The sequence below is a fragment of the Desulfovibrio sp. DV genome (assembly GCF_001936595.1).
Taxonomy (GTDB): domain Bacteria; phylum Desulfobacterota; class Desulfovibrionia; order Desulfovibrionales; family Desulfovibrionaceae; genus Solidesulfovibrio.
In genome coordinates this window covers 1-214 of sequence record NZ_MLBG01000216.1, presented here as the reverse complement: position 1 = coordinate 214, position 214 = coordinate 1, and the positions used below count along the sequence as shown (strand labels likewise).

1 protein-coding gene is annotated in these 214 nt (G+C 43.9%); it reads right to left on the bottom strand.

Going from position 1 to position 214, the window contains the following annotated elements:
- On the bottom strand, positions 1-214 hold a 214-nt coding region (locus DVDV_RS21765; RefSeq protein WP_139311722.1), incomplete at both ends, for a response regulator.

Below are 214 nucleotides of genomic sequence, written 5' to 3'. Positions count from 1 at the left end.
AATCGTTCATTCCTGCCACCAGAAAATGTTCCCGATCGCCTGACATGGCATGGGCAGTCATGGCTACGATCGGGATGTTGGCTTTTGCCTTTAGCTCTAAAGAATTCCGAATCGACTTGGTAGCAATTATGCCGTCCATAACGGGCATCTGTATGTCCATAAAAACCAAGTCATAATTGTTGGCTTCAATCATTTTTAAAGCTACGCTACCATT